Source organism: Acidovorax radicis, assembly GCF_020510705.1.
Classification (GTDB): domain Bacteria; phylum Pseudomonadota; class Gammaproteobacteria; order Burkholderiales; family Burkholderiaceae_C; genus Acidovorax; species Acidovorax radicis_A.
In genome coordinates this window covers 4,573,597-4,596,201 of record NZ_CP075184.1, presented here as the reverse complement: position 1 = coordinate 4,596,201, position 22,605 = coordinate 4,573,597, and the positions used below count along the sequence as shown (strand labels likewise).

General features: G+C 64.5%; 18 protein-coding genes. 13 read left to right on the top strand and 5 right to left on the bottom strand.

From position 1 onward, the window contains the following. Window positions 1-25: 25 nt before the first annotated feature. Both KI609_RS21060 and KI609_RS21055 read right to left on the bottom strand, forming a co-directional pair. Window positions 26-1,645: a methyl-accepting chemotaxis protein gene (locus KI609_RS21060; RefSeq protein WP_226445477.1), complete on the bottom strand. Its 1,620-nt coding sequence runs from the start codon at window positions 1,643-1,645 to the stop codon at window positions 26-28. A 249-nt stretch (window positions 1,646-1,894) separates the two neighbouring features. Further along, a complete protein-coding gene (locus tag KI609_RS21055) occupies window positions 1,895-4,102 on the bottom strand; it encodes a malate synthase G (protein WP_226445476.1) in 2,208 nt (735 codons plus the stop codon). A gap of 356 nt (window positions 4,103-4,458) precedes the next feature. Between KI609_RS21055 and KI609_RS21050 the strand changes: the two genes are divergently transcribed. Both KI609_RS21050 and KI609_RS21045 read left to right on the top strand, forming a co-directional pair. Beyond that, entirely contained in the window at window positions 4,459-5,427 is a 969-nt protein-coding gene (locus KI609_RS21050) for a LysR family transcriptional regulator (RefSeq protein WP_226445475.1), read from the top strand. Between the two features lie 158 nt (window positions 5,428-5,585). Continuing rightward, a complete protein-coding gene (locus tag KI609_RS21045; RefSeq protein WP_226445474.1) occupies window positions 5,586-6,224 on the top strand; it encodes a LuxR C-terminal-related transcriptional regulator in 639 nt (212 codons plus the stop codon). A 96-nt stretch (window positions 6,225-6,320) separates the two neighbouring features. Here KI609_RS21045 and KI609_RS21040 read toward each other — a convergent pair whose 3' ends face one another. After that, window positions 6,321-8,993 (bottom strand): PAS-domain containing protein, encoded by a 2,673-nt coding sequence (locus tag KI609_RS21040; RefSeq protein WP_226445473.1) that lies wholly within the window; start codon window positions 8,991-8,993, stop codon window positions 6,321-6,323. 253 nt (window positions 8,994-9,246) lie between these two features. Between KI609_RS21040 and KI609_RS21035 the strand changes: the two genes are divergently transcribed. After that, window positions 9,247-10,599 (top strand): dicarboxylate/amino acid:cation symporter, encoded by a 1,353-nt coding sequence (locus KI609_RS21035; RefSeq protein WP_226445472.1) that lies wholly within the window; start codon window positions 9,247-9,249, stop codon window positions 10,597-10,599. A gap of 234 nt (window positions 10,600-10,833) precedes the next feature. Further along, window positions 10,834-11,280 (top strand): DUF2214 family protein, encoded by a 447-nt coding sequence (locus KI609_RS21030; RefSeq protein WP_226445471.1) that lies wholly within the window; start codon window positions 10,834-10,836, stop codon window positions 11,278-11,280. Between the two features lie 132 nt (window positions 11,281-11,412). On the opposite strand, the gene KI609_RS21025 is transcribed toward KI609_RS21030, so the two are convergent. Further along, window positions 11,413-11,727, bottom strand: coding sequence for a PsiF family protein (locus tag KI609_RS21025; protein ID WP_226445470.1), 315 nt, complete (start codon window positions 11,725-11,727; stop codon window positions 11,413-11,415). A 116-nt stretch (window positions 11,728-11,843) separates the two neighbouring features. Between KI609_RS21025 and argS the strand changes: the two genes are divergently transcribed. The 9 genes from argS to KI609_RS20980 all read left to right on the top strand — a co-directional run bounded on the left by argS (window position 11,844) and on the right by KI609_RS20980 (window position 20,787). Continuing rightward, window positions 11,844-13,553 (top strand): arginine--tRNA ligase, encoded by a 1,710-nt coding sequence (gene argS, locus KI609_RS21020; RefSeq protein WP_226445469.1) that lies wholly within the window; start codon window positions 11,844-11,846, stop codon window positions 13,551-13,553. A 15-nt stretch (window positions 13,554-13,568) separates the two neighbouring features. Beyond that, a complete protein-coding gene (locus tag KI609_RS21015) occupies window positions 13,569-14,225 on the top strand; it encodes an SPOR domain-containing protein (protein ID WP_226445468.1) in 657 nt (218 codons plus the stop codon). A 134-nt stretch (window positions 14,226-14,359) separates the two neighbouring features. Next, entirely contained in the window at window positions 14,360-15,016 is a 657-nt protein-coding gene (locus KI609_RS21010) for a thiol:disulfide interchange protein DsbA/DsbL (RefSeq protein ID WP_226445467.1), read from the top strand. Between the two features lie 297 nt (window positions 15,017-15,313). After that, window positions 15,314-15,973 (top strand): lipopolysaccharide transport periplasmic protein LptA, encoded by a 660-nt coding sequence (lptA, locus tag KI609_RS21005; RefSeq protein WP_226445466.1) that lies wholly within the window; start codon window positions 15,314-15,316, stop codon window positions 15,971-15,973. After that, window positions 15,970-16,752: an LPS export ABC transporter ATP-binding protein gene (gene lptB, locus KI609_RS21000; RefSeq protein WP_226445465.1), complete on the top strand. Its 783-nt coding sequence runs from the start codon at window positions 15,970-15,972 to the stop codon at window positions 16,750-16,752. Before lptA ends, lptB begins: the two co-directional genes overlap by 4 nt. A 16-nt stretch (window positions 16,753-16,768) precedes the next feature. Then, window positions 16,769-18,364 carry an RNA polymerase factor sigma-54 gene (locus tag KI609_RS20995; RefSeq protein ID WP_226445464.1) on the top strand — a complete coding sequence of 532 codons (1,596 nt, stop codon included), beginning with the start codon at window positions 16,769-16,771 and terminating at the stop codon, window positions 18,362-18,364. A 134-nt stretch (window positions 18,365-18,498) separates the two neighbouring features. Further along, window positions 18,499-18,957, top strand: a complete 459-nt coding sequence (locus tag KI609_RS20990; protein ID WP_226445463.1) for an acyl-CoA thioesterase — start codon at window positions 18,499-18,501, stop codon at window positions 18,955-18,957. 29 nt (window positions 18,958-18,986) lie between these two features. Beyond that, window positions 18,987-20,306, top strand: a complete 1,320-nt coding sequence (locus tag KI609_RS20985) for a THUMP domain-containing class I SAM-dependent RNA methyltransferase (protein ID WP_226445462.1) — start codon at window positions 18,987-18,989, stop codon at window positions 20,304-20,306. After that, complete coding sequence (locus KI609_RS20980) at window positions 20,296-20,787, top strand: putative toxin-antitoxin system toxin component, PIN family (RefSeq protein WP_226445461.1); 492 nt, start codon at window positions 20,296-20,298, stop codon at window positions 20,785-20,787. Before KI609_RS20985 ends, KI609_RS20980 begins: the two co-directional genes overlap by 11 nt. Before the next feature lie 32 nt (window positions 20,788-20,819). On the opposite strand, the gene KI609_RS20975 is transcribed toward KI609_RS20980, so the two are convergent. After that, on the bottom strand, window positions 20,820-22,562 hold the full coding sequence (locus KI609_RS20975; protein ID WP_226450558.1) for an ABC transporter ATP-binding protein/permease: 1,743 nt from the start codon (window positions 22,560-22,562) through the stop codon (window positions 20,820-20,822). Window positions 22,563-22,605: the final 43 nt, after the last annotated feature.

Sequence of the window (22,605 nt, the reverse complement as noted above, 5' to 3'; positions counted from 1 at the left end):
TATCAATTATGTAGTTGAACCAGCGTCAGGACAGCAGGGAGTCAAGATGTAAGGCCATCAGCCGCAGTGGGCTTTGCGCGCTGGCATTTGAATGGATGCGGAACACGGCCACGGCCTGTACCAGTTGTGTGGCTTGTGATTCCAGCGACCCGGTGGCGGCTGCGGCTTCTTCCACGAGTGCGGCATTTTGCTGGGTGACCTGGTCCATTTGGGAGATGGCCAGATTCACCTGCTCCAGGCCACGGGTCTGCTCTTGGCTCGCAGCGCTGATTTCGCCCACGATGTCTGTCACGCGGCGCACACCGGCCGCCACGTCGCTGATCACGGTGCCAGCTTCCTCCACCAGGCGGTTGCCTGCGTCCACCTGCTTGACCGACTCATCGATCAGGCCCTTGATCTCCTTGGCGGCCGAGGCGCTGCGCTGGGCCAGCGTGCGCACCTCGCTGGCCACCACGGCAAAACCACGGCCTTGTTCGCCCGCACGGGCGGCTTCGACTGCAGCATTCAGCGCCAGGATGTTGGTCTGGAAGGCGATGCCATCGATCACGCCGATGATGTCCACGATCTTGCGCGATGCGATGCGATGCGATGCGATGTGAATGTCACCCATGGTGGTCACCACGTCGCCAACGACCTTGCCGCCGCGCACCGCCATGTCGGATGCGGATTGGGCCAGCTGGTTGGCCTGGCTCGCGTTGTCGGCGTTCTGGCGCACGGTGGAGGTCATTTGCTCCATCGACGCCGCTGTCTGCTGCAACGCGCTGGCTTGTTCTTCGGTGCGGCTGGACAGGTCCAGGTTGCCGCTGGCGATCTCGCTGGATGCCAGTGCGATGCTCTCGGCACCATGGCGGACCTGGCCGACGGTGTCGCGCAACCGCGCGCCCATGGCGTCCAGCGCCCGCAGCAGCTGGACGGTTTCGTCTTGTGCGTTGCTGCCAACGTGCATGGTCAGGTCGCCGCCGGCCACCGTTTCTGCCACGCTCACGGCGCGGTGCAATGGGCGGGTGATGCTGCGGGTGATGACCACGGCCAGCGCAATGGCCGCCACGATGGCGGCCAATCCCAGGGCCAGCAACTGTGCGCTGCCCCGTTCATAACCGCTGCGGATGGTGGCCGCCGCCGTGTTGATGCTGGCGCGCTGCTGGTCCAGCAGCGCCTGCAGGCTGTCCAGATAGCGAGCCCCTGCGGGCTGGAAATCGGTGCTGAAGAGGCGCTCGGCCTCGGCCGCCTGGTCGGCCGCCTTGGCTTTGCTGACGGCGTCACGGGCAGCGATGTACTGCTGGCGGGCCTGCGACAGCGTGGCAAACAACGCTTTTTCCTCGGCGGTCTCCAGCAGGCTTTCCAGCTGCTTTTGTTGATCGGTGGATTGGCGCGATGCCTCGGTGTTTTCTGCGGCGAAGAACGTCGCCAGCGAAGGATCGGCGCTTTTGGCCACTGCAGTCGTGCGGCGCACGCTGGTGTGAATGGTGCGGTACCAGTCGGACACGAGGCGTTCCTTGGCCAGCGGCTTGGCCATCATGGCTTCGGTCTCGTCGGCCACCCCTTGCAATCGCCACGCGCCCACGGCGAGCATCGTGATGATGAAAAGAATCAGAACAGCAAACGCCAAGCCCAGCCGTTTTCCTATGGAAATATTTTGAATCATGGTGAGGTGGATCAGGGTAAACCCTTATTCGAACAGGCGATTGTCTCTCCATGGCTCAAAAAAGCTACAAAACCTTACAAAACCCAGTCGCATTCACTCCACCCGCCCACCCCCTTGGTTTCTTGTGCATTGCTCGCCAGCACAGCGCAAAGTTTGCTCACAAAAATGAAAAAAGACACAGAACAGCGTTTCCGCGTTTCTGTGTCTTTCAGCCCACATGCGCGCCAGACGGGCGCTTTAGCAGGTTGCTCAGTGGCTCGCCGCCTTCACCTTCAACCGCCACGCGTGCAACAGCGGCTCCGTGTAGCCGCTGGGCTGCTCAAGGCCCTTGAAAACGAGGTCGCAGGCGGCCTTGTAAGCCATGCTCGTGTCGAAGTGCCCGGCCATGGGCTGGTACAGCGGGTCGCCCGCGTTTTGGCCGTCCACCACGGCGGCCATGCGCTCGAAGGTCTCCTTCACCTGGGCATGCGTCACCACGCCGTGCAGCAGCCAGTTGGCCATGTGCTGGCTGCTGATGCGCAGCGTGGCGCGGTCTTCCATCAGGCCCACGTTGTGGATGTCGGGCACCTTGGAGCAGCCCACGCCCTGGTCCACCCAGCGCACCACGTAGCCCAGGATGCCCTGGGCGTTGTTGTCCAGCTCCTGCTGCTTCTCGGCGTCGCTCCAGTTCGGGTTGGCGGCCACGGGCACGGTGAGCAGGCCGGTCAGCAGGTTGTCGCGCTCGGCGTTCACATCGGTCTTTTCCAGCTCGATCTGGATGTCGCTCACCAACACCTGGTGGTAGTGCAGCGCGTGCAGCGTAGCGCCCGTGGGGCTGGGCACCCAGGCGGTGTTGGCGCCGGCCTTGGGGTGGGCGATCTTCTGCTTGAGCATTTCTGCCATCAGGTCGGGCATGGCCCACATGCCCTTGCCGATCTGCGCCTTGCCGCGCAGGCCACAGGAGAGGCCCACCAGCACGTTGTTCTTCTCGTACGACTGGATCCAGGCGCTGGTCTTCATGTCGCCCTTGCGCACCATGGGGCTGGCGTGCATGGCGGTGTGCATTTCGTCGCCCGTGCGGTCCAGGAAGCCGGTGTTGATGAATGCCACGCGGCTCGATGCTGCAGCGATGCAGGCCTTGAGGTTGACGGACGTGCGGCGCTCTTCGTCCATGATGCCCAGCTTGACGGTGCTGTCGGGCAAGCCCAGCAGCTTCTCGACACGGCCGAACAGCTCGGCGGCAAAACCCACTTCGGTGGGGCCGTGCATCTTGGGCTTGACGATGTAGACGCTGCCCTTGCGGCTGTTACGGATTCCATTGGCGCCATGACCTTGTAGGTCGTGCAATGCGATGGCGGTGGTCACTACTGCGTCCATGATGCCTTCGGGGATCTCGCGCACCGCACCCTGCGCGTCGGTCCACAGGATGGCCGGGTTGGTCATCAGATGGCCCACATTGCGCAGGAACATCAGCGAGCGGCCATGCAGGCGCACTTCGCCACCTGTGGCGCTGGTGTAAATGCGGTCAGGGTTCAGGCCGCGCGTGAAGGTCTTGCCGCCCTTGGCGACCTGCTCGGTCAGCGTGGCCTGGATGATGCCCAGCCAGTTGCTGTAGCCCAGCACCTTGTCTTCAGCGTCCACGGCGGCCACGGAGTCTTCCAGGTCCAGGATGGTGGACAGGGCTGCTTCCAGCACCAGGTCGCTCACGCCCGCCGCGTCCGATTGGCCGATGGGCGTGCTGCGGTCGATCTGGATGTCCAGGTGCAGGCCGTTGTGCTGCAGCAGCACCGATGAAGGCGCGGCGGCATTGCCTTGGTAGCCCTTGAACTGCGAGGCGTCTTTCAAGCCCGTGGTGCTTCCGTTGGCAAGCGACACGACCAACTGGCCGCCTTCCACTTTGTAGCCAGTCGAATCCTTGTGCGAGCCCGAGGCCAGGGGCGCCGTGTCATCCAGCACCTGGCGTGCAAACGCAATCACCTTGGCACCGCGCACGGGGTTGTAGCCCTTGCCCTTTTCAGCGCCATCGGTCTCGGGGATCGCATCCGTGCCATACAGCGCGTCATACAGGCTGCCCCAGCGGGCATTGGCTGCGTTCAGTGCATAGCGCGCGTTCAGGATGGGCACCACCAGTTGCGGGCCGGCCTGCGTGGCCAGCTCGTCGTCCACGTTGGTGGTGGTGGCCTTCACGTCGGCAGGCTGGGGCACCAGGTAGCCGATCTTTTCTAGAAAGCTGCGGTAGGCCACCATGTCCTTGATCGGGCCGGGGTTGGCCTTGTGCCAGGTGTCCAGCTCGGTCTGCAGGCGGTCGCGCTCAGCCAGCAGGGCGATGTTGCGCGGGGCCAGGTCGGCCACGATGGCGTCAAAGCCCTTCCAGAAGGCGGCGGCATCGACACCCGTGCCGGGCAGCACCTTGTCTTCGACAAAGCGGTACAGGGAGGTGGCTACTTGCAGGCCGTGGACTTTGGTGCGATCGGTCATGGGGAGCCTCGGGTTTGGGATGCGATGGATAGATAAAAAAAATCAACGAAACCCCCATTGAGGGGCCTTGGATCAGACTGTATTGCAAATATTTGCCCACATAAAGACGCTCAAAAGTTCAAAACCAGTGACTTTTATGCAAAACTGAACAAGTTGCGCCCCTGTCTCAAGCGATGCATGGGTGGCCGCCGACGGGGATGGTTGGGCACTATCGCGCTGATGATTGCTATAAAAAAGGTAGCTTTTGGCGCTTGCCCATAAAGCGCTAGACCCTGTTTTGGCTTGTATTCGGCGATGGATGGCCCTGCCAAAGCGCTGCCTGCCGGTCCCCGAACCTGTTCCTTCTTTCCGCACCCATGGACAAACTCAAGGCCTTTGAATCCTTCGTCTCCGTCGCCACGCGGGGTAGTCTCACCGCAGCCGCCAAGGCCGAGGGGGTAGCGCCCGCCATCATGGGCCGACGGCTCGATGCGCTGGAGGAGCACTTGGGCGTGAAGCTGCTGGTGCGCACCACGCGGCGCATCAGCCTCACGCACGAGGGCAGCGCCTTTCTGGAAGACTGCCAGCGCTTGTTGTCGGACGTGGCCAATGCCGAAGCCAGTGTGTCCGAAGGCGGCGTCAAGGCCACCGGCCATTTGCGCATCACCGCACCCGCAGGGTTTGGCCGGCGCCACGTGGCCCCGCTGGTGCCGCGTTTTCGCACCGATCACCCCGACGTGACGATTTCGCTGAACCTGAGCGACCGGGTGGTGGACCTGGCGGGCGAGGGTTATGACTGCGCCGTGCGCGTGGGGGATCTGCCCGACTCGTCGCTGGTGAGCGTGCGCATTGCCGATAACCGGCGCTTGTGCGTGGCCACGCCCGCCTACCTGCAGCGCCACGGCACGCCGCGCCACCCCAGCGAGCTGTCGGGGCACGACTGCCTGACGTTGTCGAGCGAGGCCTCGCAAACGCGCGGCTGGGCGTTTCGCATGCCGGTGGGCCGCGCCGCCGACACCGCCGACGCGGACGGCGCCACCGCCACCACAGACGCCACCGAGGTCGTGCACCTCAAGCCCGGCGGGCCGCTCGACTGCTCGGACGGGCAGGTGCTGCACGACTGGTGCCTGGCCGGTTATGGCATTGCCTGGCGCAGCACCTGGGAGGTCGAGGCCGAAGTGGCTGCGGGGCGCCTGGTGGCGGTGCTGGAAGAATTTGCTGCGCCGCCCAACGGCATCTATATGGTGTTTCCGCAGCGCAAACACATGCCGCTGCGTGTGCGGCTGTGGATCGACTACCTCAAGCACCAATACGCACAGCCCGCGTTTTGGCGGGGCGGGCTTTAGGTCCTGCGCCCGAGCCGCCGTTGGCCACCTTGCCCTGAGGACGGCGCGGCCCCGGGGGCTGGCAGAGTCAAAGCTCAAAGCGCCCGCGGCGGGCACGCGGGCGTTGGCATCACCTGCCCGCCGTGCCCAGGCGGCCGCGCCGTGGCAGACTGCAGGCCATGTCCAAGCCCGCGCTGCTGGTCGCCGATGACCATCCTCTGTTTCGTACCGCTGTGCTGCATGTGCTGCACGAGCGGCTGCCGCAGTTCAGCACCCTGGAGGCAGCCAGCGCCGCCACCCTGGGCAGCATGCTGCAGCAGCACCCCGAAATCGAGCTGGTGCTGCTGGATCTGAGCATGCCCGGTGCGCGCGGCTTTTCGGCGCTGCTGCACGTGCGCGGCGAATACCCCGAGGTGCCGGTGGTGGTGATCTCATCCAACGATCACCCCCGGGTGATCCGCCGAGCGCAGCAGTTTGGTGCCGCCGGTTTTATCCCCAAGTCGGCGCCTGCCGAAGCCATGGGCGAGGCCATCGCCACGGTGCTGGAGGGCGGCAGCTGGTTTGCGCCCATGGCGGCCGAGCGATCCGAGGCCGATGCCGAGTTGGCTGCGCGCCTGGCCCAGCTCACACCACAGCAATTTCGGGTGCTGCTGTGCCTGGCCGATGGGTTGCTGAATAAGCAGATCGCCGCAGAGCTGGGGCTGGCCGAGAACACCGTGAAGGTGCATGTCACCGCCATCCTCAAGAAACTCGCGTGCTACAGCCGCACGCAGGCGGCGGTGTTGGTCAAGAGCCTGGAGCCTGAGAGCGGGCCCTGATATTCAGGGTGTTAATGAATTTATAGCCAACATTGGCTCTAGCGCTTTATGGATAAGCGCTGGCAGCTATCAATTTAATAGTTCGTCGCGCAAAGCTCACTCTGGCTCCGGCGCGCTTTCGCGTAGGCGCAGCAGGGTTTGGCTCATCAACGCCCGCAACGCAGGCGCCCGCACCGGTTTGGCCAGGAAACCCCAGCCCCGTTCAGCCGCCTGGCGGCGCAGCGTGGCATCGCGCTCGGCGGTGACCAGGATCACGGCGGGCGTTTGCCCCCAGCGCTCGCACAGCGCGGCATACACGTCGGGGCCGTAGTGGCCGGGGCCCAGGTGCACGTCCAGCAGCACCAGCTGCGGCGCCTGGCCGGGCTGCGCATGGGCCAGGGCCTCGGGGGCACCCGCAGCCAGCGGCACGGCGCAGCCCCAGCGTTGCAACAGGGCCTGGGTGGCCGCGCAGGTCGGGCCGTCGTCTTCGACCACCCAGGCGCTGCTGCCATGCAGAGGGGCGTCGTCGGGCTGGTTGGCGGTGCTCGGCGGCGGGGCGATGCGTTGCGCTGCGGCCGCGTCGCCCAGCGGCACCCGCACCCAGAACACGCTGCCCCGGCCCAGCTGCGAGCGCAGGCCAATGTCGTGGCCCAGCAGGCGACCGAGCCGCTCGACGATGGCCAGGCCCAGGCCCGCGCCACGGTCGCCGTCGCCCCCTTCGTCAAGGCGGCGAAACTCTTCAAAAATCTCGCGCTGCAGTGCCTCTGGAATGCCAGGGCCCTGGTCGTGGACCTCGATGCGCACGTGGTCGCCGTCGCGACGGCAGCCCACCACGATGCGACCACGCCGGCTGTAGCGGATCGCGTTGGAGACAAAGTTCTGCACGATACGGCGCAGCAGGTTTTCGTCGGTGTGCACCACGCAGTGGGTGTCCACGCACGACAGCGCCAGCCCCCGGCTCTCGGCCAGCACGCCAAAGTTATGGGCCAGCACCTGCAGCACCGGGCCCAGCGCCACGTCGCGGATGCGCACCTCCAACTGGCCCGATTCCATGCGTGCAATGTCCAGCAGACTGCCCAGAATGGCGTCCTGCGCGGCCAGTGCGCCATCGATGCTGTCGGCTGCGCGGCGCCCGGCTTCGTCGTGCAGGTGTCCGCGCAACAGCGAGGTGAACATGCGCGCTGCGTTCAGCGGCTGCAGCAGGTCGTGCACGGCGGCGGCCACGAAGCGGGTCTTGTAGCGGTTGGCCTGCTCGGCCTCGCGCCGGGCCGCGTCCAGGTCGCGGGTACGGTCGGCCACACGCTGCTCCAGCGCGTCGGCCAGAGAGCGCAGCTCGCGTGCTGCGTTTTTGTAGCTGGTGATGTCGGCATAACTGGTGACAAAACCGCCATCGGGCAGCGGGTTGCCGCGAATCTCCAGCACCGTGCCATCGTCTTTTGCGCTTTCGTGCAGGTGGGGCGTGCCGCTGCGCAGGTGCGACAGGCGCCGGGCAATGGTGTCATCGGCCGGGCCCGGGCCGAGGAGCCCCCGGCGTGCGTTGTGGCGCAGCAGGGCCTCGATGGGCTGGCCCACGCGCATCAGGTCGGCCGGATAGCGAAACAGCTGCACATAGCGTGAGTTCCAGGCCACCAGCTTCAGGTCGGCGTCGATGATGACCACGCCCTGGGGCAGATGCTCCAGGCTGCGCGACAGCCCGGTGTCGGCCTCCTGGGCCGCCTGCACGATGCCGTCCTGCGCGGTGCGTAGCTCTTGTGCGTGTTGCTGCAGCACGGTCTCCAGCTCCTGGCGGCTGCGTTGGCGCAGCGTGGCAAGCCGCTGGCGCTGGCGCACAAAAAGCACCAGCATACTCAGCGCCAGCCAGCCGCCGGCCCCGGCCGCTGCGGCCCAGCGGCTGTCCGACATGCTGTTGCGTGTGCCGTGCAGCAGATGCAGCTGCCACGGCGTGCCCGGCAGCTGCTGCGTTTGCCACAACACGCGGCCCTGCAGGGTCGACAGGCCGGGCGTTTGCAAGCGCACAAGGCGGCCGCCGTTGTCCATGTGGTCCTCCACGCTGTAGTCCAGGGGCCGCAGTGGCTGCTCGGAATACTGCCGCGTGGCACTGAGTTCGCGGCGCTCCGCGTCGTCCAGCGGGTCCAGCAAGCGATAGCGCCAGGCGTCCTGGCTGGCCAGAAACACCACACCATGGGCATCCGATGCGAGCACGATGTCGGGCGTCTGCAGCCACTCGCGCTCCAGCTCCTGCAGCGCAATCTTGATGGCCACCAGCCCCAGCGTCTGGCCGCTGTCGTCGCGAATGGCCTGCGACAGGAAATACCCCGGCTCGCCCGTCGTCACCCCAATGCCATAGAAGCTGCCGCTGCCCTGGGTCAGCGCCTGCTGCACATAGGGCCGAAAGCTGTAGTCCATGCCCACGTTGCTGGTGGCGGTGCGCCAGTTGCTGGCGGCAATGGCGGTGCCGCTGCGGTTGATCAGTGTGAGGGTGGAGGACTGGCTGGCGCCGTTGGCCTGCTCCAGCTTGCGGTTGAGCTGCTCGACCTGCGCGGCGCTCAAGGGGTGGCGCAGGGCATCGCGCAGCTGTTTGTCCAGTGCCAGCACCTCGGGCAGCGTGCGGTAGCGGTCGATGCGCTGGGCCAGCGTCTGCCCGTACAGGGCCAGCTGGCGTTGCACCGTGTCGCTTTCATCGTGCAGCGACCGCTGCCAGGCCCACTGGCCCGCCACGAACATGCTGGCGGCCATGCCGCCCAGCAGTATGAGCACAGTCCAGAATTTGCGGCGGTGGGGTGTCGGCATGGCTAAGCGGTGGGGCGGGGGCGGGGCGGGGCGTTGGGAGCGGGCTCAAAGGACACGTCGGCGGGCGCATGGGGAGTGTGCCGCAACCGGCAGCGACATTGGTGTTTACCCTCGGTTTGCCGGGTGGCTGCCTATGAGCGCGTCACAGACTAATACCAATAGGTTATCGGCACAAAAAGCGTGCAGCGGTACAAACGGCACCCTCGACACACCCCCGAAGGTGCTGTCACCGTGACTTCTGGAGCCCCCTTTTATGCACGTCATTCATGCCGAACCCGCCGACTCCGTACGGCTGCCTTTTTATCGACAACTGTATTTTCAGGTGGTGGTGGCCATTGTTCTGGGCGTGCTGCTCGGTCACTTCGAGCCGGCGTTCGCCACAGAGTTCAAGCCGCTGGGTGACGCGTTCATCAAGTTGGTCAAGATGATCATTGCGCCGGTGATCTTCCTGACCATCGTCACCGGCATTGCGGGCATGACCCACCTGCGCACGGTGGGCCGTGTGTTCGGCAAGGCCATGGCGTACTTCCTGTTCTTCTCCACCCTGGCCCTGATCGTGGGCCTGGTGGTGGCCAACGTGGTGCAGCCCGGTGCGGGCATGAACATCAACCCCGCGGATCTGGACCAAACCGCAGTGAAGTCGTATGTGGCCAAGTCGCACGAGCTCACGCTGGTGGGGTTTGCGATGGACATCATTCCCAAGACGCTGATGAGCCCGTTTGTGGGGGACAACATCTTGCAGGTGCTGTTTGTGGCGGTGTTGTTTGGCACCGCCCTGGCCATGGTCGGTGACCGTGGTGCGCCCGTGCTGAGCTTTCTGGAAGCGCTCACGGCGCCTGTGTTCAAGCTGGTGGGTATCCTCATGAAGGCCGCGCCCTTGGGCGCTTTTGGTGCCATCGCCTTCACCATCGGCAAGTTTGGCCTCGGGTCGCTGGTGAATCTGGCCTGGCTGGTGGGCTCGTTCTACCTCACCTCGGTCCTTTTTGTTGTGGTGATCCTGGGCATCGTGGCTCGCCTGTGTGGCTTCTCGGTGATCAAGCTGATCCGCTACCTCAAGGCCGAGCTGCTGCTGGTGCTGGGTACGTCCTCATCCGAATCGGCCCTGCCTTCGCTGATGGAAAAAATGGAAAAAGCCGGTTGCAGCAAGTCGGTGGTTGGCCTGGTGGTTCCCACAGGCTACTCGTTCAACCTGGACGGCACCAACATCTACATGACGCTGGCTGCCCTGTTCATTGCCCAGGCTACCAACACCCACCTGACACTGAGCCATCAGGTGGCCCTGCTGCTGGTGGCTATGCTCAGCTCCAAGGGCGCAGCCGGTGTGACGGGCGCTGGCTTCATCACCCTGGCCGCCACGCTGGCTGTGGTGCCTGAAGTGCCGGTGGCCGGCATGGCTCTGATCTTGGGCGTGGACCGCTTCATGAGCGAATGCCGTTCGCTCACCAATTTCATCGGCAACGCCGTGGCGACGGTGGTGGTCTCGCGCTGGGAAAACGCGCTGGACCACGACCGCCTGGATGCCGCCTTGAACGGCCATGCACTGCCGGCCCCTCATACCGCCATCGCCGCCGCGCCCGTGGGCGCCGGGGCCCGCGCTGTGGCCTGATCCCGTCTCTGCGACTGCGTTCGCAGCGGTGCGTGTCTTCGGGCACGCACCGTTTTTTTTGGGGAAGGCGGCACCGCGGTATGGACGAGTGTCGCTGAGCCCGTCTCGCCGCATGTGCAGGGTGCAGGGCTGGGGTCGGCTCGTTCAAGCACAATATCTGCCAACCCTGTCTCTGCCAATCCGCGTGTTTCACAGCGGCGCTTCAATGGATACAGGGCATTACAAGGAACGCTCATGACCCTCGAAGCCATCCTGGCCGCCCTGCACGTGGTGGCGATCCTGACCTTTGTGGTCTTTTTGTCCAGCCAGGCCGCGCTGTGCCGCATCGAATGGCTCAACGCCGCCGTGGTCGAGCGCTTGGCCCGGCTCGATGTGATCTATGGCGTGGCGGGGGTGGTGATGATCGGCAGCGGCATAGCGCGTGTCATCTGGGGGGTCAAGGGTGCGTCGTGGTACCTCTCGCAGCCGCTGTTTCACATCAAGATCACTATCGTTCTGGCCATGGTCATCTTGTCCTTCGTTCCATCGCTCGCCTTTCGCCGCTGGCGTCGCGACCTGCTGAGCACGGGAGCCCTGCCCGGTGCGCCAGAGGTCGCCAAGGTGCGCCGCCTCGTGATGACCCAGTCGCACGTATTGCCGGTGGTGGCGGTGATTGCCGTCTTCTGGGCCCGCGGCTGGTAAGCGCTGCCATGGGCGTGCGTTAGCCGGTCAGACTGAACGCTGTCTGGCTCGGCCGATGCGTGTTTTGAAATGAAAAAAGCCCGCCCGGATTGCACCGGCGGGCTTTGGGATAGCAATGCGTGGGTTGAGCGATTACTTGCTCAGGCATTCCTTCATGAAGGCCTTGCGCTCATCGCCCTTTTTACCCTTGGCATCCACGTTACAGGTCTTCATCTTGGTTTGCTGCGTTGCCGGCTTGTCGGCAGACAGGCATTCCTTCATGAAGGCCTTGCGCTCGTCGCCCTTCTTGCCAGTGGCTTCGGCATTGCAGGTCTTCATCTTGCTTTGCTGCGTGGTGGGGGCCTTGGCTGGCGCGGAGGCGGCGGCGGCGGGGGCATCGGCAGCATGTGCCGTGGCCATGGAGAGGGTCAGGCCAATCGCGGTCATCAGGGAAAGCAGTTTCTTCATGTAATGCTCCTGCAAGGTGGGACAGAGCCCCTGGGTGAAGTGCCACCCAAGACGGGCTGTACAGCATAACGCCTGGGACGAGAATCCGGATGACGGCCGACCCGTAGAATCCGCACATGCTCTCCGTCAAACTGGAATTGCTCGCGGCGCTCGCCGGCGAGCTGGAAAAACTGTCTCCCGGCGCCGCTGCGCGCGCCGCTTTTGAATCGCCCAAGGTGGCCGCCCATGGCGACTTTGCGTGCACCGCCGCCATGCAGCTGGCCAAGCCGCTCAAGCTCAACCCGCGTGCGCTGGGTGAGCAGCTCAAGGCGGCGCTGGAGGCCACACCTGCCTTTGCGCGCTGGGTGCAGGCCATCGACATTGCCGGGCCGGGTTTTCTGAACATCCGTCTCCAGCCCGCTGCCAAGCAGGAAGTGGTGCGCGAGGTGCTGGCCGCTGGTGAGCGTTTTGGCCACCAGGCTGGCAATGGCCGGCAGGTGCTGGTCGAATTCGTCTCGGCCAACCCCACGGGCCCCCTGCATGTGGGCCACGGCCGCCAGGCTGCGCTGGGCGATGCCATCTGCAATCTCTTTGCCACCCAGGGCTGGAAGGTGCACCGCGAGTTCTATTACAACGACGCGGGCGTGCAGATCCAGACGCTGACCAACAGCACCCAGCTGCGCGCCAAGGGCTTCAAGCCTGGTGACGAATGCTGGCCCATCGACCCAGAGAACCCTGCGAGCAAGGCGTTCTATAACGGCGACTACATCCAGGACATCGCCAACGACTTCCTCGCCAAAAAGACCGTCAAGGCCGACGACCGCGAGTTCACCGCCAGTGGCGACGTGCAAGACCTCGAATCGATCCGCCAATTTGCCGTGGCCTACCTGCGCAACGAGCAGGACAAGGACCTGCAGGCCTTCAACCTGAAGTTTGACGAGTACTACCTCGAGTCCAGCCTGTACACGAGCGGCCGTGTCGAGGCCACGGTGAACAAGCTCATCGCCAATGGCAAGACCTACGAGCAGGACGGCGCGCTGTGGCTCAAGAGCACCGACTACGGCGACGACAAGGACCGCGTCATGCGCAAGCAGGACGGCACCTACACCTACTTCGTGCCCGACGTGGCCTACCACATCGCCAAGTGGGAGCGTGGCTTTACCAAGGTGGTGAACATCCAGGGCACCGACCACCACGGCACCATCGCCCGTGTGCGCGCCGGCCTGCAGGCGGCCGATGTGGGCATCCCGCAGGGTTACCCCGACTACGTGCTGCACACCATGGTGCGCGTGGTCAAGGGCGGCGAAGAGGTCAAGATCAGCAAGCGCGCGGGCAGCTACGTCACGCTGCGCGACCTGATCGAATGGACCAGCAAGGACGCTGTGCGTTTCTTTTTGCTCAGCCGCAAGCCCGATACCGAGTACACCTTCGACGTGGACCTGGCCGTGGCGCAGAACAACGACAACCCGGTGTATTACGTGCAATACGCGCATGCGCGCATCTGCTCGGTGCTGCGCGCCTGGCAAGAAGCCGGTGGCGGCGATGTGGCGTCGCTCAAGGATGTGGATCTGTCGGCCCTCGAGGGCCCCCAAGCCCAGGCGCTGATGCTGCAACTGGCCAAGTACCCCGAAATGCTCACGGCCGCGGCCGACGGTGAAGCACCGCACGATGTGACTTTCTACCTGCGCGATCTGGCCGCCAGCTACCACAGCTATTACGACGCTGAGCGCATCCTGGTGGACGATGAAATCGTCAAGCGCGCGCGTCTGGCCCTTGTCGCCGCCACGGCGCAGGTATTGCACAATGGTTTGGCCGTGCTGGGAGTTTCAGCCCCAGCCAGAATGTGAGCAATAACTTAGATTATGAAAAAGCAACAGACAGGCGGGACCGTCATCGGCTTCATCGTCGGTGTCATTGTGGGCCTGGGAGCCGCTTTGGCCGTGGCGGTCTACGTGACCAAGGTGCCCGTGCCCTTCCTCAACAAGGGCAATGGCCGGGGTGTCGACATGGATGCCGCGGAATCCCAGAAAAACAAGAACTGGGACCCCAACGCCCCGCTCTATGGCAAAAACCCCGCGCGGCCCGTGACCCCAGCGCCCGCCGCCACGCCCGCCGTGGCTGGTGTGGCGTCGGCGCCCGCGCCTGGTAACGTTGCTGTCGCGCCAGTGGCTCCCAAGCCGGCCGCCAGCAAGCCTGAAGCCGCCAAAGCCGAGAGCAAACCGGGCGCAGACCCGCTGGGCGATCTGGCCGTGGCCAAGGCTGCGGCCAAGGGCAATGTGGACCCGTTTGACTATTTTGTGCAGGCCGGTGCGTTTCGCACCCAGCCCGACGCCGATGCGCAACGCGCCAAGCTGGCGATGCTGGGGTGGGAGGCCCGTGTGAGCGAGCGTGAGCAAAATGGCCGGCCCGTGTTTCGCGTGCGTGTAGGCCCCTTTACCAAGCGTGACGACGCCGAGCAGCTCAAAGACAAACTTGTCACTGCCGGGGTAGAGTCTGCGCTGGTGCGCGTGCAGCGCTAGCGCGCCAGCCAATCAATGGCCCGGTTGCTTCCACCGCGTTGTCAATGCCTGGGCCGGGCGTGTGTTGGTGAGGTCTGAACTTTTTGCGTGGGCATGGCTCACATTCCCCATACTGAACCAGGAGAGTCTTTTTCATGAAACGCCGTGAGTTTTCTTTGTCTACCGCCTCTGCGGTTGCCGCTTCTGCCCTGACGCTGCCCATGGCCCCTGCGGCGTTGGCCCAGGCCCGCCAGTTCAAAGAGGGTAAAGACTACAAGCGGCTCGACAAGCCCGTGGCACCCGAGGCGCCTGCTGGCAAGGTCGATGTAATCGAGTTCTTCTGGTACAGCTGCCCCCACTGCAACGCTTTTGAACCCACGCTGGATGCCTGGGTGAAAACAGCCCCTAAGGACCTGGCCATCCGCCGCGTCCCTGTGGCGTTCAATGCCAGCTTTGTGCCACAACAAAAGTTGTATTACGCCCTCGAAGGCATGGGCAAGCTTGACGATGTCCACGTCAAAGTGTTCCGTGCGATCCATGTGGAAAAGCAAAAACTTGCCAAGGATGATGAAATCTTTGCCTGGATCGGCAAGCAGGGCCTGGATGTTGCCAAGTTCAAGGAGGTCTACAACTCCTTCAGCGTGTCCAACCAGGTGCGCCGCGCTTCCCAGTTGCAGGATGCCTATGGGGTGGAAGGCGTTCCGTCCATGGGTGTGGCGGGCAAGTACTACACCGACGGCACCATGGCGGGCAGCATGCAGACCGTGCTGCAGGTGGTGGAATCCTTGGCTGCGACGGCCCGCAAAGGCTGAATGTTCCAGTGGCCGCACGCAGGCGTTGCAACCTGTGGCGGCTACATACCCCCTCAAAACTGCTCGCTCGCGCGGGCTTTTTTGTGGCCGGGCCACTCCAAGACAAAAAACAAAAAAAGCGGCCCCTTCGGGCGGGGGTACGCTGTTCAGCGCGGGAACATTTTGTTTTTTATACCCCTCCCGGCGGTGACGAGCCCCTGCCGCTTTGTGCACGCAAGATGCTCTGTGGTGAATGGGGGGCTTTTATTGCACGGTGGGTGCCCTTGGTGGCTACAATGACTGCAAGATTCGTGCCCTATGAAAAATCGCAGCCTCCTCCCGATCCTCCTGCTCACGGCCTTGGCCGGTGTCCATGGTGCCGTCCATGCCGAAAAGGCCGACCGCGCCAAGCCCATGAACATCGAGGCGGATGCCCTGCGCCACGATGAGCTCAAGCAGACCAGCGTGTTCACGGGCCGCGTGGTCATGACCAAGGGTTCCATCGTGCTGCGCGGTGCGCGGCTGGATGTGCGCCAGGACGCTGACGGTTACCAGTACGGCGTGGTCACGGCAGAAGCGGGTAAACGCGCGTTTTTCCGCCAGAAGCGCGACACGTTGCCGGGCGCCCCCGATGAGTTCATCGAGGGAGAAAGCGAAACCATCGAATACGACGGCAAGGCCGACAACGTGCGTTTCATCACCCGCGCCGAATTGCGCCGCTACCGGGGCTCCGCGCTCAGCGATGAGATCACCGGTGCCGTGATCGTCTACAACAACCTCACGGACGTGTTTACAGTGGACGGCCAGCGTACCCGCTCCACCAATGCAGCCGGTGATGTGCCCACCCCTGGCAGCCGCGTACGCGCAGTGCTCGCGCCCAAGGATCCGCCGCCCGGTGCTGCCGCCCCTTCGCCCGCAGCACCCTCGTCGGGCCCGGGGTTGCGGCCGAGCAACAGCCTCAGCGGCGGCGCCAAGTGAGCGCGCGGCCTGAGGTGTCCGGCGCTGACTCCCGGCCGGGCAGTCGCCTGGAAGTGCAGCATCTTGCCAAGTCATATGGCAGCCGCAAGGTGGTCAAGGACGTGTCGCTGGTCGTGCAAAAAGGCGAAGTTGTCGGGTTGCTCGGCCCCAACGGCGCTGGCAAGACCACGTCGTTTTACATGATCGTCGGGCTGGTGCGCAGCGATGCCGGCGACATCCGCATCGATGGGCACTCGGTGGCTGACATGCCTATCCACCGCCGGTCTCGCCTGGGGCTGTCGTATCTGCCCCAAGAGGCGTCCATCTTCAGAAAGCTGTCGGTGCAAGAGAACGTGCGCGCCGTGCTGGAGTTGCAGCATGACGACAACGGCAAGCCTCTGGCGCGTGCGGTGATCGAAGAGCGCCTCACCGCATTGCTGCAGGAACTGCGCGTGGAGCACCTGCGCGACTCCTCCGCGCTGGCCTTGTCCGGTGGCGAACGCCGGCGTGTCGAGATTGCGCGCGCCCTGGCCACGCAGCCGCGTTTTATCCTGCTGGACGAACCCTTCGCCGGTATCGACCCCATTGCCGTGATCGAGATCCAGCGCATCATCGGCTTTCTCAAGGCGCGCGGCATCGGGGTGCTCATCACTGACCACAACGTGCGCGAGACGCTGGGCATTTGCGACCACGCCTTCATCATCAGTGATGGCAGCGTGCTGGCCCAGGGCACACCGTCAGAGATCGTGGACAACCCCGAGGTGCGGCGCGTTTACCTCGGCGAACATTTCCGCATGTGAGCATGGTCCTCACGCAATGAAGCCTGGTCTCTCGCTGCGCGTTTCGCAGCACCTTGCACTGACACCCCAGCTCCAGCAGTCCATTCGGCTGCTGCAGTTGTCCACGCTTGAACTGTCGCAAGAGGTCGAGCAGATGCTCGACGAAAACCCCTTTCTGGACCGCACGGACGAAGAGGCACCGCGCGAAGAGTTTGGCCTGGACGCGGCCGACACGCCTGCGCAGGCCGACGACTACAGCGCCGATGATGCTCTTTATTTAGGAGCTGCTAGCGCAATCACCACAAGCGCTGAGGGCCAAAATGATGCTGAATCTTCAGGCGGCGGCGCTGAAGAACCCGACTGGAACGGCGACGGCACCGTGGAAATGGCTCCCAACGACGCCGAATGGGGCGGCGATGCGCCCGCCCGCAATCGCAACGACTCCGAAGGCGACGAGGCCGACGCCACCGAGCTGGCCCGCTCACACGAGTCGCTGACGGCCTTCTTGCATCGCCAGGCGCTGGCGCTGCGCCTGTCCGAGATCGACCGCGCCGCGCTGAGGTTTCTCATCGAGTCGCTCACCGACGACGGCTATCTTGAAGATTCACTCGAAGAGCTCGCCATCAGCCTGGCCGGTCCCGATGATCTGGCACAGATCGAAGAGCTGGTGCACCGATTTACCGTGGCCCAGCGCCTGCTGCAAAGCCTCGAACCCACGGGGGTGGGCGCTCGCAACCTCGCCGAATGCCTCACGCTGCAGCTCAACGCATTGGCCCGCGGAGAAGACGGCGACGGTGATGCCGACCCCGACACCGTGCAGACCGCGCTGCGCATCTGCCAGCAGCCGCTGGAGATGCTGGCCCGCCGCGACATCCGCCGCCTCACCCAGCTGTGTGGCGATGGCGAGGAGCGCACACGCGCCGCCATGGCCCTGATCGCGCGGCTGGAGCCCCGCCCCGGGCGCAGGTTCGTGGATGTGGAGCGCAACATCATCGTGCCCGACGTCATTGTGCGCAAAGCCGGGCGTGCCAATGGGCGCGATGGTCAGCACAACTTCATCGTCAGCCTCAACCCCGACGTAATGCCGCGCCTGCGCGTGCACGACATCTACGCTGGCGCCCTGCGCGGCCACAAGGGCGGCGAGGGCCATCAGGGCATGCAGCAGCGGCTGCAGGAGGCGCGCTGGTTCATCAAGAACATCCAGCAGCGCTTTGACACCATCTTGCGTGTGTCGCGCGCGATCGTCGAGCGGCAAAAGAACTTTTTCACCCACGGTGAGCTGGCCATGCGCCCCCTGGTGCTGCGCGACATTGCCGATGAGTTGGGCCTGCACGAATCCACCATCAGCCGCGTCACCACCGCCAAATACATGGCCACGCCGATTGGCACCTACGAGCTGAAATATTTCTTCGGATCGGGCCTGGGCACCGAGACCGGTGGCAATGCATCGAGCACCGCCGTGCGCGCGCTCATCAAGCAGTTCGTGGCGGCCGAGAGCCCCACCAAACCATTGTCCGACAGCCAGATCGCCGAAATGCTCAAGGAGCAGGGCATTGAATGCGCGCGCCGCACCGTGGCCAAATACCGCGAGGCGCTCAAAATTGCGCCAGCCAATCTGCGCAAGGCGCTGTAGCCGATTTCTTTCAGGGCGGCGCGCATGAAGGCGCGGCGCACGTTACAAGTGCGCAGCACTCGGCCAAGTGGCGCCAGTGCCGCACCTAACGAGCTGGCCCTGTATCCCCGTACGTTTTCCCTCTGACACCGCCCATGGCACGCATCGTTTTTGACCTCCATTCGCACTTCGGTTTTGCCACCGAAATGCAGATCTACATCAGCCACGTCAACCAAGGCGGGCATCTGGACAACGCGCAACTGCTGAGCCTCGTGTCCGAAGCGCGCGTGCGGTTTTTCCAGTCGCTGGGTTACCCTGAGGCCGACGTGGGTGGTTTGTCCATTGTGGTGGGCGACATCGTGGCGCAGTACAAGTCCGAGGGCTTTCATGGCGAGACGATGTGTGTGGAGATGACCCCATCGGATTTCAACCGTTATGGTTTCGATCTCGTGTTCCGAATGACTGAAAAGTCCCGGCGCCGCGAGGTGGCGCGCGGCAAGATTGGCATCGTTTTCATCGGCAGGGCCGGCCGCAAGGTGGCGCCTATTCCCGACTCCATTCACCAATTGCTGCTGCAGCGTGCGGCGTCCGGCGGCACCCCTGCCGCCCTTTGAACGATGCGCGTATCCTTGCATCCCGTCTTATGAACCAACTCCAACTTTTCCTCCCCTGCGCCGCCGGCGTCGAGAGCTACCTGGCCGACGAAGTACACGCCATCACCGGCCTCACGGGGCAAGACCTGCTCATGGGCCGCGGCGGTGTGCTGCTGAAGGCCTCATGGCGCGATGCGCTGCTGCTGAACCTGCACAGCCGCCTGGCCCAGCGCGTGCTGGTGCAGCTGGCGCACCGCCCGTACCGTTCCGAGAACGACCTGTATGCCGCCGCGAGCGATGTGGCCTGGGAGATCTGGTTCACCACGCGCCAGACCTTCAAGGTCGAAGTGACGGCGCAGCACAGCCCGCTGCAGAGCCTCAATTTCGCGGGCCTCAAGGTCAAGGATGCGGTGGCCGATCGCTTTCGCGCCAAGAGCGGCGTGCGCCCCGATGTGAATACGCAGTGGCCCGATGTGCGCATCCACCTGCACCTGACCACCGACGAAGCCACCATCTACATCGACACCTCGGGCGAGCCGCTGTTCAAGCGCGGCTGGCGCAATGTGAGCGAAGGCGGGGCCAAGGGTGATGCACCCCTGAAAGAAACCCTGGCTGCCGCGATGATCGCCGCCAGCGGGTGGGACCCGCTGGGCGACAACCCCGTTCCTTTGTACGATCCCTGCTGCGGCAGCGGCACCATTGCCATCGAGGCCGCGCAGATCGCCTGCCGCATCCCGGCGGGTTTGCAGCGGCGCTTTGCCTTCGAGAAACTGCTGCCATTCCAGTCGCATGTCTGGGATGCTATTAAAAATGAAGCTGAAGGTGCAATCCAGGAAAGCGCTGTACCCATATTTGGCAGTGATATTGCGTTTCGGATGGTTGACTTTGCCGAGCGCAATGCCGAACGTGCCGGTGTGGCGCATGCGGTGCAACTGCGCGGCGGCGACGCCTTGCAGCGCATGCCGCCTTGCGAGCAGCCCGGCGTCATGCTGCTCAACCCGCCTTATGGCGAGCGTATTGCCGCCGCAGGCGCTGCGGGGCGCAATGCGGGCGAGCGCGCTGCCGACCGTGCCCAGGGCATGGCTGTGGGCCGTGAAGAGGCACACACCGAGGATGGTGGCGAGTTCTTCGCTCAACTGGCCGCCCACTGGAAGAAGAACTACAGTGGTTGGACGGCCTGGATGCTCACCCCCGACCTCAAGCTGCCCAGCAAGATGCGCCTGAAGGAATCGCGGCGCGTGCCCATGTGGAACGGCCCCATTGAATGCCGCATGTTCCGCTTCGACATGATCAAGGGCGCGGTGCGCGACCGCGCCGCCAAGGTGCCTCCATCCCAAACCCCGGACGCTGGCTCGCCCCATGCCGGTTGAATTGCGCCTGGCGGCCGAGGCCGCAGCGGGCGAACCAGCGCGCCCTGTAGTGGTGGACACCAACGTCGCGCTGGACTTGCTCATCTTCTCTGACCCGCGCACCGCCCCGCTGCGAGCGTTGCTCGCCCAGGGGCGCCTGGCCTGGATAGCGACCCAGGTCATGCGCGACGAGCTCGAGCGCGTGCTGGCCTACCCACACATCGCCGCACGCATGGCGTACTACCGCGTGGACGCGGGGCAGGTGCTCGCAGGGTTTGACGCACAGGCGCGCCTGGTGGACGTCGCGCCGCGCATCAGCTACGTCTGCAAGGACGCCGATGACCAGAAGTTCATCGATCTGGCTGCTGCGCACCGGGCGATTTTGCTGAGCAAGGACAAGGCGGTGATTTGTATGCGCAAGCGGCTGCTCACGCTGGATGCCCATGTGGCAACGGCGTTGGTGCTGGAGCCCGCGGTCGAGCCCACACTCGCCGACGCCTGAGCGCCTGCCGCGCTCAGATCGTGAACACGTTCTCAGCGGTCGAACGTGAAGTCTGCGGCGGCGTGCAGCTCCCACGCGCCTTCGCCCTTGAGTTCCAGCACATGCGTGTGGTGCTTGAGCACAGCCGGGCGGTGGGCGATGCTGATCAGGGTGGTATGGCTGGCGCGCAGGCGCTCGTAGAGCGCGGCTTCATTGGCGCTGTCCAGCGCGCTGGTGGCCTCGTCAAGGATCACGATGCGGGGCTCGCGTGCCAGCACGCGGGCAAAGGCCAGGCGCTGCTGCTCTCCGATGGACAGTTGCTTTTCCCAATCGTGCGACGCGTCGAGCCCGCCCACACGTTCGGCCAGTGATTCCAGGTGCACCTCCTGCAGCAGCGCCAGCAGGCGTTCGTCGCTCAGCAGGGTCTGCCTGCTGGGGTAGATGATCTGGCTGCGCAGTGTGTCAACCTGCATATAGGGGCGCTGGGGCAGGAAGAACACGTCTTCCAGCGGTGGATGCTGTACGGTACCGGTGCCTGTGCGCCATAAGCCGGCAATGGCACGCAGGAGCGAGCTTTTTCCGCAGCCGCTCGGCCCGGTGATCAGCAGCGCATCGCCGGGCTGCAGCTGCAGCGACAGGCCGCGCACCAGCAGGCGGCCAAATTGTGGTGTGTAGAGCGACAGCTCTTCGATGGCCAGTACCTCGCCGATACGGGTGACGATTTGCGGTGGGGGTTCGGCGGGTTCACCGGGCGCTGCGGGCGGCGCCGTTGCGTCCGCCGCTAAGACCGCCGTGCCGGGTTCTGCCCAGGGGGTGGGCGCGGCAGGGGTTTTGAGCACCACCTGCGACAGGGCGTGGAGCCGGTCGATGCCCGCCACGAATCGGCTCAGGCTCTCGAAGTTGTCCACGATCAGCGATATCGCGCCCAGTACGGCGGCGAAGGCGCCTGCCGCCTGGATGGCCCGCCCCACCTCCAAGTCGCCCGACAGCACCGCGTTGGCCAGGATGATGCTGGGCAGGATCAAGGTGAGCTGGCTGAAAGAGCGCTGATACAGGTTCAGGGAGAGCTGCTTCTTGATCAGCCGGGCGTAGTTGGTGAAAGCGGCCTCGAAGCGGCGGTCGATCTGGGCGCGCTCCTGGGGCTCGCCACGATAGAACGCGATGGATTCGGCGTTTTCGCGCAACCGCATCAGCCCGAATCGAAAATCCGCCTCGCGGCGGATTTGCCAGAAGTTCAGCCGGATCAGCGGCGCGCCAAACAAGTACAGCGCACCGAAGGTCCCCAGCAGGGCATACACGGCCAAAAACGCCACCAGGGTTTTGGAGATGGACCACAACACCGCACTGAATGCCACCAGTTGCATCAGCGAGCCGATGAAGATCAGCAAGAAGTGCGTGGACCGGCCTGTGAAGGTGTTGATGTCTTCGCTGATGCGCTGGTCGGGGTTGTCGATGCCGCTGCTGGCGCCAATTTCGTAGTATTTGCGCTCGCTCAGGTACCCGTCGAGAAAGCGGTGGGTGAGCCAGCGCCTCCAGTGGTTGGAGAACGCATCGCGCATGTAGTAATAGAAGGCGTATACCGGCACCGCGAACGCCAGTACCAAGAGGCTGGTGCGAACCGCGGCCCAGAAGCGGTCGGCCTGTTTGGCAGCCAGTGCCGACGTCATCTCCCCCGTCTTGTCGATCAGCATGACAGCCAGTTGTGTCTCGCACACCATCAGCCCGATCAGCAGGGCGAGCAGGCCCCATGCCATGCGCTTCTTGTCCCCCGCCCAGTAGGGGCGGGCCACGCCCATGAACTGCTTCCAGGCCGCCCGCGAAAGCGTGGGTGGGCGCTGG

What these genes read in the sequence shown, in the direction of transcription:
- KI609_RS21060 (WP_226445477.1), bottom strand. Translation starts at nt 1,645, where the DNA reads ATGATTCAAAATATTTCCATAGGAAAACGGCTGGGCTTGGCGTTTGCT.
- KI609_RS21055 (WP_226445476.1), bottom strand. Translation starts at nt 4,102, where the DNA reads ATGACCGATCGCACCAAAGTCCACGGCCTGCAAGTAGCCACCTCCCTG.
- KI609_RS21050 (WP_226445475.1), top strand. Translation starts at nt 4,459, where the DNA reads ATGGACAAACTCAAGGCCTTTGAATCCTTCGTCTCCGTCGCCACGCGG.
- KI609_RS21045 (WP_226445474.1), top strand. Translation starts at nt 5,586, where the DNA reads ATGTCCAAGCCCGCGCTGCTGGTCGCCGATGACCATCCTCTGTTTCGT.
- KI609_RS21040 (WP_226445473.1), bottom strand. Translation starts at nt 8,993, where the DNA reads ATGCCGACACCCCACCGCCGCAAATTCTGGACTGTGCTCATACTGCTG.
- KI609_RS21035 (WP_226445472.1), top strand. Translation starts at nt 9,247, where the DNA reads ATGCACGTCATTCATGCCGAACCCGCCGACTCCGTACGGCTGCCTTTT.
- KI609_RS21030 (WP_226445471.1), top strand. Translation starts at nt 10,834, where the DNA reads ATGACCCTCGAAGCCATCCTGGCCGCCCTGCACGTGGTGGCGATCCTG.
- KI609_RS21025 (WP_226445470.1), bottom strand. Translation starts at nt 11,727, where the DNA reads ATGAAGAAACTGCTTTCCCTGATGACCGCGATTGGCCTGACCCTCTCC.
- argS (WP_226445469.1), top strand. Translation starts at nt 11,844, where the DNA reads ATGCTCTCCGTCAAACTGGAATTGCTCGCGGCGCTCGCCGGCGAGCTG.
- KI609_RS21015 (WP_226445468.1), top strand. Translation starts at nt 13,569, where the DNA reads ATGAAAAAGCAACAGACAGGCGGGACCGTCATCGGCTTCATCGTCGGT.
- KI609_RS21010 (WP_226445467.1), top strand. Translation starts at nt 14,360, where the DNA reads ATGAAACGCCGTGAGTTTTCTTTGTCTACCGCCTCTGCGGTTGCCGCT.
- lptA (WP_226445466.1), top strand. Translation starts at nt 15,314, where the DNA reads ATGAAAAATCGCAGCCTCCTCCCGATCCTCCTGCTCACGGCCTTGGCC.
- KI609_RS20995 (WP_226445464.1), top strand. Translation starts at nt 16,769, where the DNA reads ATGAAGCCTGGTCTCTCGCTGCGCGTTTCGCAGCACCTTGCACTGACA.
- KI609_RS20990 (WP_226445463.1), top strand. Translation starts at nt 18,499, where the DNA reads ATGGCACGCATCGTTTTTGACCTCCATTCGCACTTCGGTTTTGCCACC.
- KI609_RS20985 (WP_226445462.1), top strand. Translation starts at nt 18,987, where the DNA reads ATGAACCAACTCCAACTTTTCCTCCCCTGCGCCGCCGGCGTCGAGAGC.
- KI609_RS20980 (WP_226445461.1), top strand. Translation starts at nt 20,296, where the DNA reads ATGCCGGTTGAATTGCGCCTGGCGGCCGAGGCCGCAGCGGGCGAACCA.
- KI609_RS20975 (WP_226450558.1), bottom strand. Translation starts at nt 22,562, where the DNA reads ATGGGCGTGGCCCGCCCCTACTGGGCGGGGGACAAGAAGCGCATGGCA.